At 70.6% G+C, this 9,681-nt stretch carries 5 protein-coding genes; 1 reads left to right on the top strand and 4 read right to left on the bottom strand.

Features of this window, described 5'->3' with window-relative positions; all coding sequences use genetic code 11:
• Nucleotides 1-198 precede the first annotated feature (198 nt).
• The 4 genes from IZR01_RS45220 to IZR01_RS45205 form a co-directional block, all read right to left on the bottom strand.
• Entirely contained in the window at nucleotides 199-1,884 is a 1,686-nt protein-coding gene (locus IZR01_RS45220; protein WP_194898783.1) for a ribonuclease J, read from the bottom strand.
• A 43-nt stretch (nucleotides 1,885-1,927) separates the two neighbouring features.
• Nucleotides 1,928-2,872: a 4-hydroxy-tetrahydrodipicolinate synthase gene (dapA, locus tag IZR01_RS45215; protein ID WP_194927429.1), complete on the bottom strand. Its 945-nt coding sequence runs from the start codon at nucleotides 2,870-2,872 to the stop codon at nucleotides 1,928-1,930.
• A gap of 288 nt (nucleotides 2,873-3,160) precedes the next feature.
• Complete coding sequence (gene thyX / locus IZR01_RS45210) at nucleotides 3,161-3,850, bottom strand: FAD-dependent thymidylate synthase (RefSeq protein WP_228555906.1); 690 nt, start codon at nucleotides 3,848-3,850, stop codon at nucleotides 3,161-3,163.
• 131 nt (nucleotides 3,851-3,981) lie between these two features.
• On the bottom strand, nucleotides 3,982-5,010 hold the full coding sequence (locus tag IZR01_RS45205; RefSeq protein WP_194898785.1) for an ABC transporter substrate-binding protein: 1,029 nt from the start codon (nucleotides 5,008-5,010) through the stop codon (nucleotides 3,982-3,984).
• 530 nt (nucleotides 5,011-5,540) lie between these two features.
• Between IZR01_RS45205 and IZR01_RS45200 the strand changes: the two genes are divergently transcribed.
• Nucleotides 5,541-9,681 (top strand): sensor histidine kinase (locus IZR01_RS45200; RefSeq protein WP_194927428.1); only part of this gene is annotated, 4,141 nt, incomplete at its 3' end.

Genomic DNA, 9,681 nt, shown 5'->3' with positions numbered 1-9,681 from the left:
CCCCCGCCCCTGACCCCCCGGTGAGGTGCCGCGATGCTTGGGTTCCCCAGGTCCGGCAGGCAGCGACTCCGCCCCACGAAGGCCGCCTCCCGTCCCGCAATCCATTACAGCCGCCAGAAAAGCCGCAAGCCATCCTTTCGTTTCTGCACCGAAAGGATGGCTTGCCCGACCGCTGAGAAGGCCGGTGACCTGCGCGGATCAGACCTCGACGACCACCGGGAGGATCATCGGGCGGCGCCGCGTGGTGTTCGAGACCCAGCGCCCGACCGAGCGCCGCACCAGCTGCTGCAGCTGGTGGGTGTCGCCGATGCCCTCGGCCGCCGCGTCCGCCAGCGCCGTCACGATCAGCGGCTTGGCCTGCTCCAGCGTCTGGTCGTCCAGGCCGAAGCCGCGGGCGGTGATCACCGGGCCGGTGACGATTTTGCCGGTGTCGGCCGAGACCGCGACGAACACCGACACGAAGCCCTCGTCGCCCAGGATCCGGCGGTCCTTCAGCGAGGCCTCGGTCACCGAGCCCACCGAGGTGCCGTCGACGTAGACGTAGCCGGCGTCCACCTTGCCGGTGATGCGGGCCACGCCGTCGATCAGGTCCACGGTGACGCCGTCCTCGGCGATCACCACCCGGTCCTTCGGCACGCCGGTCTTGATCGCCAGGTCGGCGGCGGCGCGCAGGTGCCGCCACTCGCCGTGCACCGGCATGAAGTTGCGCGGCTTGGCCAGGTTGAAGAAGTACAGCAGCTCGCCGGCCGCGGCGTGCCCGGAGACGTGCACCATGGCGTTGCCCTTGTGCACGACCGTGGCGCCCCACCGGGTCAGCCCGTTGATCACCCGGTTCACCGCGTTCTCGTTACCGGGGATCAGCGAGGACGCCAGGATCACGGTGTCCTCGCCGGTGATGCGGACCTGGTGGTCGCGGTTGGCCATCCGGGACAGGGCGGCCATCGGCTCGCCCTGCGAGCCGGTGCACATCAGCACCACCTTGTCATCCGGCAGATCGTCGATCTCCTTCAGATCGATGATCAGGTCCGCGGGCACCTTCAGGTAGCCCAGGTCCCGGGCCACCGCCATGTTGCGGACCATGGACCGGCCGACCAGGGCGACCTTGCGGCCGTGCATCGCGGCCACGTCGCAGACCTGCTGCACCCGGTGCACGTGCGAGGCGAAGGAGGCGACGATGATGCGCCCCTTGGCCCGGCCGAACACCCGGTCCAGCACCGGCGTGATCTCCCGCTCGGCGGTGACGAAGCCCGGCACCTCGGCGTTGGTGGAGTCCGACAGCAGCAGGTCGATGCCGGCCTTGCCGAGCTCGGAGATGGTGGCCAGGTCGGTCAGCCGGTTGTCCAGCGGCAGCTGGTCCATCTTGAAGTCGCCGGTGTGGAACACCGTGCCGGCCGGGGTCTTGATCGCCACGGCCATGGCGTCCGGGATGGAGTGGTTCACCGCGACGAAGCGGCACTCGAACGGCCCGATCTGCTCCACGTCGCCCTCGGCGACCTGCAGCGAGTACGGCCGGATCCGGTGCTCGGCCAGTTTGGCCTCGACCAGTGCCAGGGTCAGCTTGCTGCCCACCAGCGGAATGTCGCCCGACTCCTTGAGCAGGTACGGCACCGCGCCGATGTGGTCCTCGTGGGCATGCGTCAGCACAACGCCGACCACATCGTCCAGCCGGTCCCGGATGGAGCTGAAATCCGGCAGGATCAGGTCGACGCCGGGCTGTGCCTCCTCCGGGAAGAGGACGCCGCAGTCGACGATGAGCAGTTTGCCGCCGTACTCGAAGACGGTCATGTTGCGACCGATCTCTCCGAGACCGCCGAGCGGGGTCACCCGCAGCGCGCCTCGCGGCAGCGGCGGGGGTCCGGAGAGTTCCGGATGCGGATGGCTCATGCAGTTTTCCTTTGTGTTCCGCGGACCTCTGGTCCGCTCCTTGCTAGATCTTCACGCCGCCTTGGGCGAGATACGTCTTGAGCCGGGCCAGCTGCTCCTCGGTCGCCTCGACCAGGGGCAGCCGCACCGGGCCGCCGGGCAGTCCCAGCATGTTCATTGCCGCCTTGAGGGAGATCACACCTGGCACGCTGGTCACACCTGCGTGGACCGGCAGCAGTTCGGCGTGCAGCCGGGCGGCTTCGCGCACGTCGCCAGCCAGATAGGAGGCGATCATCGCACGGATGCGCGGCGCCGCGAGGTGCGCCGACATGCTCACCACGCCGACCGCCCCGACCGAGAGCCACGGCAGGGTCAGCGGGTCGTCCCCTGAATAATAGGCCAGATCGGTGGTCGCGATGACCTCGGCCCCGGCGACCAGGTCGCCCTTGGCGTCCTTGACCGCGACGATCATCTCGTGCTCGCCGAGCCGCTTGAGGGTGTCGACCTCGATGGGGACGCCGGTCCGGTGCGGGATGTCGTAGAGCACGACCGGCCGCGAGGTGTGCCCGGCGACCGCGGTGAAGTGCCGGTACAGGCCTTCCTGGGTCGGCTTGTTGTAGTACGGGGTCACCACCAGCAGCGCGTCGGCGGCCGCCTCGGCCTGCCGGGCCAGCGCCAGCGTGTGCTCGGTGCTGTTGGTGCCCACCCCGGCGATCACATGTGCCCGGTCGCCGACGGCCTCGCGCACCGCTTCCAGCAGCGCCAGCTGCTCGGCGGCGGAGGTGGTCGGGGCCTCGCCGGTGGTCCCGGAGACCACCAGGCCGTCGTTGCCGGCGTCCACCAGGTGTGCGGCCAGTTTCTGCGCGCCGTCCAGATCCAGCGAGCCGTCCTCGTGAAAGGGCGTGACCATCGCGGTGATCAGGCGACCGAAGGGCGCCCCGGCAGACCACAGGACAGTATCCGACCAAAGGGCCGTGGCGGGCTCGGCGGGGTGCGCGTTCTGGGGCATGGCACAAAGGTACCGGGCCACACCGGTGATCGAATATCTGACGCTGCTTACGCGAATCCCACAGCCACGCTGAATGGAAGCCGGTGTCATGGACAGTCGTGGACAGACCCCGTCTCCACCGCTCGGGGGTCCGGTGGGGACGGGGTCCACCCTGTTAACAGAGGCGCGAAGGGCGCGTTACGGGTCGGGGCACGGCGTCGGTCGTTTTTCACTCTTTAGGACTACCGGGAGTGAGCACTTCGCGACTCGCCGGTGAGCGGGGCGGTGAAGCCGGCCCGCGAACCGGCCCTACGGTGCGACGCGTCCGTTCGCCTGCCAGGCCGCATAGGTCAGCGGCATCAGCTCGGCGAAGTGCGCCTCCATCTTCTCGGCCACCATCTCGATCTCGCGCTGCGGGAACGACGGGAACGTCGCGTCCTCGTGCTTGGTCCGCAGCGACAGGAAGTGCATCAGCGCGCGGGCGTTGCAGGTGGCGTACATCGAGGAGTAGATCCCGACCGGGAGCACGGTGCGGGCCACCTCGCGGGCGATCCCGGCGTCCAGCATCTCCAGGTACGCGGCATAGCTGGCCTCGCAAGACCTGCGCACGGTCTCCTCGGCCGTCTTGTGCTGCCCCTCGGTGCCCGAGACGAACACATAACGGCCGGGCTTACCCTCCTGGACCAGCTTGCGCTCCGGGCCCGGGACGTAGAACACCGGCTCCAGCTTGCGGTAGCGGCCGCTCTCCTCGTTGTAGGACCAGACCCGGTGCCGCATGAACTCGCGGAAGACGAAGATCGGAGCGGAGACCAGGAAGGTCATCGTGGAGTGCTCGAACGGCGAGCCGTGCCGGTCCCGCATGAGGTAGTTGATGAGCCCGGTGGAGCGCGCCGGGTCGGCGTCGGCCTGCTCGATCGACTGCTCGCCGGCGGTGGAGACCCGGGCCGCCCACAGCACGTCGTTGTCCGAGGCCGAGGCCTTCACCAGCTCCACGGTCATGTCCGAGCGGAACCGCACGCCCCGGGTCGCTTCACTCACCGTCCGAGCCTATCGGCGACCCCCGCGCGACGATCAGCCGCCGGCGGCGGCTGACCTGTGACGACTCCGGCGCGGACGGTACGAGCGGCCGGTCAGCTCCCGCTGCGCAGCGCGTCCGGCGGCATCATCGTGTCGATGTTGTAATACGGCGCCAGGTCCAGGCTCTGCATCAGGGTCAGGACGCGGGACACCCGGTCGACGTTCACCGTGGTCGGGAACGTACCGAAGCTCAGGCTGGCGGCGACCGTGGAGCTGGCCATCGTGCCGTAGTGCGCCTGCATCTCGGACATGGCCGTGGCCCGCTGCGAGGTCACGTCCTTGGCCTGGTTCAGCGCCCCGGTGAACGCCTTGAACAGGTTGGGGTGGGTCACCGCGAAGTCCTGCTTGGCGAAGTAGCCGCCCATCGGCATCGCCTGGGTCGAGCCGCGGGTCAGGTCCAGCAGGTTGATCAGCTGGTTGTTGTTCATCGCGACGCTGTAGTAGGGCTCGGCCAGGACCGCGGCCCGGTTGGCGTCCGTACCGCTGGTCAGCTTGTCGACGACCCCGCCGGCCGGCAGCGACTTCAGGTGCGAGGCGGAGTTGTCGGCCTTGATCCGCAGGCTGTTGGCCAGGTCCGGCAGCGAGGTCATCAGCATGATCGTCGGAACCGTGTAGGCGTCGTTGGCATCGTTGGTGCCCGCCGTCGGCACCAGGAACCCGCCGCTGGCGTTGAACACGTTCTTGATCTGGTCGGCGCTCTTGACGTTGGTCGGGGTGGGCTTGCCGACCAGCTGCACGCTGCCGTCGCCGGCGGTGTAACCCTCGGCGACCAGCTGAAGCCGGTAGGCGCCGGTGGACTGGGCCAGGATCGCGTGCACGTAGTCGTCGTAGACCAGGTCGACCTTGCCGGCGTTGAGCGCCGAGAGCGCGTCCTGGTAGGAGCCGTAGGAGTCGTCGATGCTGACGTCGACCCCCTGGTCCTTGAAGTAGCCCTTGTCGAAGCCGGTGTAGATGGGCAACGCGCCGATGTCGCCCTTGGGTATGCCGATGCGCAGTTGGGTCTGCTCCAGCGAGCCGTGCGAGGGCATCGAGGCCCCCGACGAGGTACTGCTGCTGCACGCCGTGGCGGCGAAAGCGGACACGGCGAGCACCGCGCTGAGGACGATCGCCGAGGTCCTGCGGGAACGGGCTCGGGGTATGGCTGATCGCACTGCGCTGCCCCCTGCAATGGGTTTCGTTGAAGCCGGTCGGCGCATCGTATTACATAGGGCCGAAGCGGCCCTACGACACCATTGAGATCGACTAGCACACATGCACGAGTAAGGATACGCATATACAGGGAGTCCTCGCCGGGCTTATCCACCTATAACGCACCGAACCGCCCCTCTGTCAACCCCCGCCCTTGGCCTCGCTCGCTCTCCTGTGCTGGAATGCGTTGCTTGAAACCTAGAGACCGCGAGCCCCGTGTGGCGTCCCACCCGCCGCAGTAGCGGCCCGGTCGCAAAGAAAGCTGTGAGGGCCAGTGCAGACTCGACCCGTGTCCCCGCGCCGTCCGCCGGCTCCTTTCCCGGAGCGCGGTGTGGGCGGGCCGCCGCCCGGCGGATCTATATCCGACGCGGCCGCCGGCCGCACCGCTCCCGGAGAGCTTCCGCGCGGGGCTCGGGATAACGTGTTGCCCGGTCAACGTCCACTCCCCACTTCTCAGGACACCGAAGGCGCCGGCGGGCATCTGCCCCCTCCCCCACCACCGACGCCGAACGCCAACCGGTTCGCCCCCCGCAACTGGCGAGTCCGCACCCGGCTGGTGGTCCTGGTCATCGTCCCGCTGGTGGCGACCATCACCGGCGCCGCGGCGCGCATCGGCCAGCAGGTCGACAACGTGCGGACCTACGACCACGCCAAGACGCTGGCCGCCGCGGCCAGCCCGCTGTCCGACCTGATCGACGCGCTCCAGGACGAGCGCGACATCAGCATCGAGATGATGGCGTTCCGGGCCCGCAACTCCGACGACTCGACGCTGACCAACCTGACCACCAGCATGGCCGCGCAGCGCAAGGTCACCGACCGGGTCACCGCCACGATGCTCCCGGCGCTGGACAGGATCGACGGCTCCTACCCCGCGGACACCCTGGCCGCGATCGCCAACGCCAAGGCGAACATGACCGGCGTGGAGGCCCTGCACACCGCGGTCGACGGTTCGTACTCCAACCCGCTGAGCGTCTTCGACCAGTACAACAAGGTGCTGACCAGCCTGGACGGCCTCTACGAGTACGTGGCCTCCGATGCCGGCGACCAGCAGCTGATCAACGACGCCCGGTCGCTGTCGGACCTGGGCAAGATGACCGAGACCACCTCGCAGGAACGCGGGTTCCTCACCGTCCTGGCGGTCACCAGCGACCCGAACCAGGCCCAGACCAACCTGGCCAAGCTGCAAGGCCTGATCTCGGACCTGTCCTCCACCCGCGCCGAGTTCAAGACCGTCGCCACCACGCAGATGCAGCAGTCGCTCAGCGACACCGTGGATGTCGGCGAGTCCTATACCGGCGCGAACCAGTACCTGACGACCATCGGCGACAAACTGGCCAACGGCGGCGCCAGCGACAACGGCGACCAGCTGGTCCCCGGCAGCGTCTACACGCAGTACAACGCGCTGCTCGACCGGTACAAGAAGGTCCGCGCCGAGCAGGCCGCGGCGTTGGTGTCCCGGGCCGACGCCCTGGCCAACAGCGCCCGCAACACCATGTACCTCAACATCGGCGTCATCATCGGCGTGCTGTTGGTGGTGTCGGTCGCCACCGCGCTGATCGCCCGCTCGCTGGTCCGCCCGCTGCGGATGTTGCAGAACACCGCGTTGGAGATCGCCGGCAACCGATTGCCCGAGATGGTCCGCCGGCTGCGCGACGCCGACGGCAGCGAGGCGCTGGAACCGATCGTCCCGATCGCCTTGTCCAGTACCGACGAGGTGGGCCAGGTGGCCCGGGCCTTCGACGAGGTGCACCGCGAGGCGGTCCGGCTGGCGACCGAGCAGGCCATGCTGCGGAACAACGTCAACGCGATGTTCACCAACCTTTCGCGGCGCTCGCAGTCGCTGGTGCAGCGCCAGCTGCGGCTGATCGACGAACTGGAGAACGCCGAGCAGGACCCGGACCAGCTCGCCTCGCTGTTCAAGCTGGACCACCTGGCGACCCGTATGCGGCGCAACGGTGAGAACCTGCTGGTGCTGGCCGGCGAGGAGCCCGGGCGCCGGTGGTCCCAGCCGGTGCCGCTGATCGACGTGCTGCGCGCCGCGGCCTCCGAGGTGGAGCAGTACGAGCGGGTGACGCTGCGGGACCTGCCGACCGTCGAGGTCGCCGGCCGCGCCGTCAACGACGTCGTCCACCTGGTCGCCGAGCTGCTGGAGAACGCGACGTCGTTCTCCGCCCCGGAGACCAAGGTCTCGGTCACCGGCAACCTGCTGAACACCGGCGGGGTGATGCTGGAGATCGAGGACTCCGGCATCGGCATGACCCCGGAGGAGCTGGACGACTCCAACGAGCGGCTGGCCAACCCGCCGGTCGTGGACGTGGCCATCTCCCGCCGCATGGGCCTGTTCGTGGTCGGCCGGCTGGCCACCAGGCACGGCATCCAGGTACGCCTGCGCCGTTCGGCCACCGGCGGTATCACGGCCCTGGTGCTGGTCCCGGCGGCGCTGCTGGCCGGCAACCTGTCCGACGCCCCGGCCGTGGGCGGCCGCGGCAGCTTCGGCGACATCGCCGACACCGGCCAGCTGCCCCAGCTGACCTCCACCGGCCTGCCCCGGCGGCCCGGCGGCGCGGTCCGGGCCGAGCAGCGCGAGCTGCCCCCGGGCGAGCAGACCGGCCCGCCGGCCCAGCCCCCGGCCCCGCTGCCGCCGTTCGGCGGCGAGCGCGTGCCGGTGGCCGGCGCGGACGGTGACGGCTGGGAGGACGTGAGCGCGGCGGCCCCGCCGTACCGCGGCACCGACGCCACCCCGCCGGGACTGGCCGAACTGCTGGCCGAGACCGAGGCGATGTCGCACGGCGTGACCCCGGTGATCCGCGACGGCGACCCGGGCGACCCGGGCAGCAGCGGCACCTTCGAGCGGCCGGAGTTCGCGCTGCCGGAGCCGGAACTGGACGGCCGGCTGGCCGACGCGCTGGACGGCACCGCGACGTACGACTTCCGGCCGGGCTCGGCGCCCGGCGGTCCGACGGCCCCGCCGCCCGCCCTGAACTTCTCCTCCAGCTTCGACGACCTGCTCCCGAACATCCCGGACATGGAGCACACCGGCGAGTTCGCGGCCTACCAGGACGACCGCGACGACCTGCTCCTGCCGCCGCCGGCCAACCCGTTCGCGGCGCCCGGCCAGAGCCCGCAGACCCCGCCCACGGGCGGCTTCAGCACCGCCGCCGACCCGATGGCGGGCAGCGGCCTGAACAACGACCTCGGCGCCGAACTCGCCGCCGGCGATCCCTTCGCCGCCCCGGGCGAGGTCCAGATGACGCCGTTCGGCGGCCACCTGGACAGCGACTTCAACGCCCCGCAGCAGGGCCCCGCGGCGCCCTTCGGCCAGCCGGCGGCCGAGGCCTTCAACGGCCCCGGCTTCGACGCGCCGCAGAACCCCGCGAACCCGTTCGCGGCTCCGAACACACCGGTGGACGACGCCATGGCGTCGGGTGGGTTCGACACTCCGACCGGCACCGGCTACGGAAACGACGCGCCTTCCTTCGGCCGCCGCCCCGTCGGCGATCCGATATCCGGCCCCGGCTTCGACGCCCCGCCGTTCGGCGAGCAGGCCGGTCCGCCGGCTCCCGGCCCCGGCTTCGAGGCACCTCCGTTCGGAGACCCGATGGCGTCGGGTGGGTTCGACGCTCCGACCGGCACCGGCTACGGAAACGACGCACCCTCCTTCGGCCGCCGCCCCGTCGGCGAACCGATATCCGGCCCCGGCTTCGACGCCCCGCCGTTCGACCAACCCGCCGCACCGGCTCCCGGCGCCGGCTTCGAGATGCCTTCGTTCGAAGCCCCGACCGGTACCGGCTACGGCAACGACGCACCTTCGTTCGGCCGCCGCCCGGTCGGCGAACCGCTGTCCGGTCCCGGCTTCGACGCCCCGCCGTTCGGGGAGCAGCCGCCGGCGCCGTCCGCCGAAGGCCCGGCCGACACCATGTCCGGCCTCAGGAACCCGTTCACCGACCCGCAGGACCTGAGCGGCCCGGCCGCTCCGACCGGCACCGGCTACGGCAACGACGCCCCCTCCTTCGGGCGCCGCCCGGTCGGCGAACCGCTGTCCGGTCCGGGCTTCGAGGCTCCGCCCGCCCAGGGCGACCAGCTCTCCGGCTCCGGCTTCCACACCCCGCTCGGCGACTCCGGCGCCTACGCCCCGCCGACCGGCGACCCGCTCGGCGACTCCGGCGCCGGCTTCGGCCCGCAGGACCCGATGTCCGCCTCCGGTACCAACTTCGCCGACTTCACAGACCCGCTGACCGCACCGCTGGAGTCCATCCCGATGGACCCGGCGGCCCACGACACCTCGATCTTCAACGCGATCGAGTCCGAGTGGTTCCGGCAGCGCGCGGGCGAGGGGACCGCCCCGCCGCAGAACGCTCTGGCGGCCGGCGCGCTGCCGCCGGTGGAACCGATGCGGCCGACCGCCTTCCCAGGACCGCGCACAGAGCCCCTAGGAGACCCGCTGGCGGGCTCCGGGACCGGCTTCCCGGCTCAGGGGCCTCAGACCCCTGCCGAGCCCGTCCAGGCGGCCCCGGCCGCGCCCAGCCCGGCACCGCCGACCGCGCCCGAGGCCGGTCCCGCCGCCC

This window comes from Catenulispora pinisilvae (assembly GCF_015356865.1).
GTDB lineage: Bacteria > Actinomycetota > Actinomycetes > Streptomycetales > Catenulisporaceae > Catenulispora > Catenulispora pinisilvae.
This window is presented reverse-complemented; position numbering and strand designations above follow the sequence as displayed.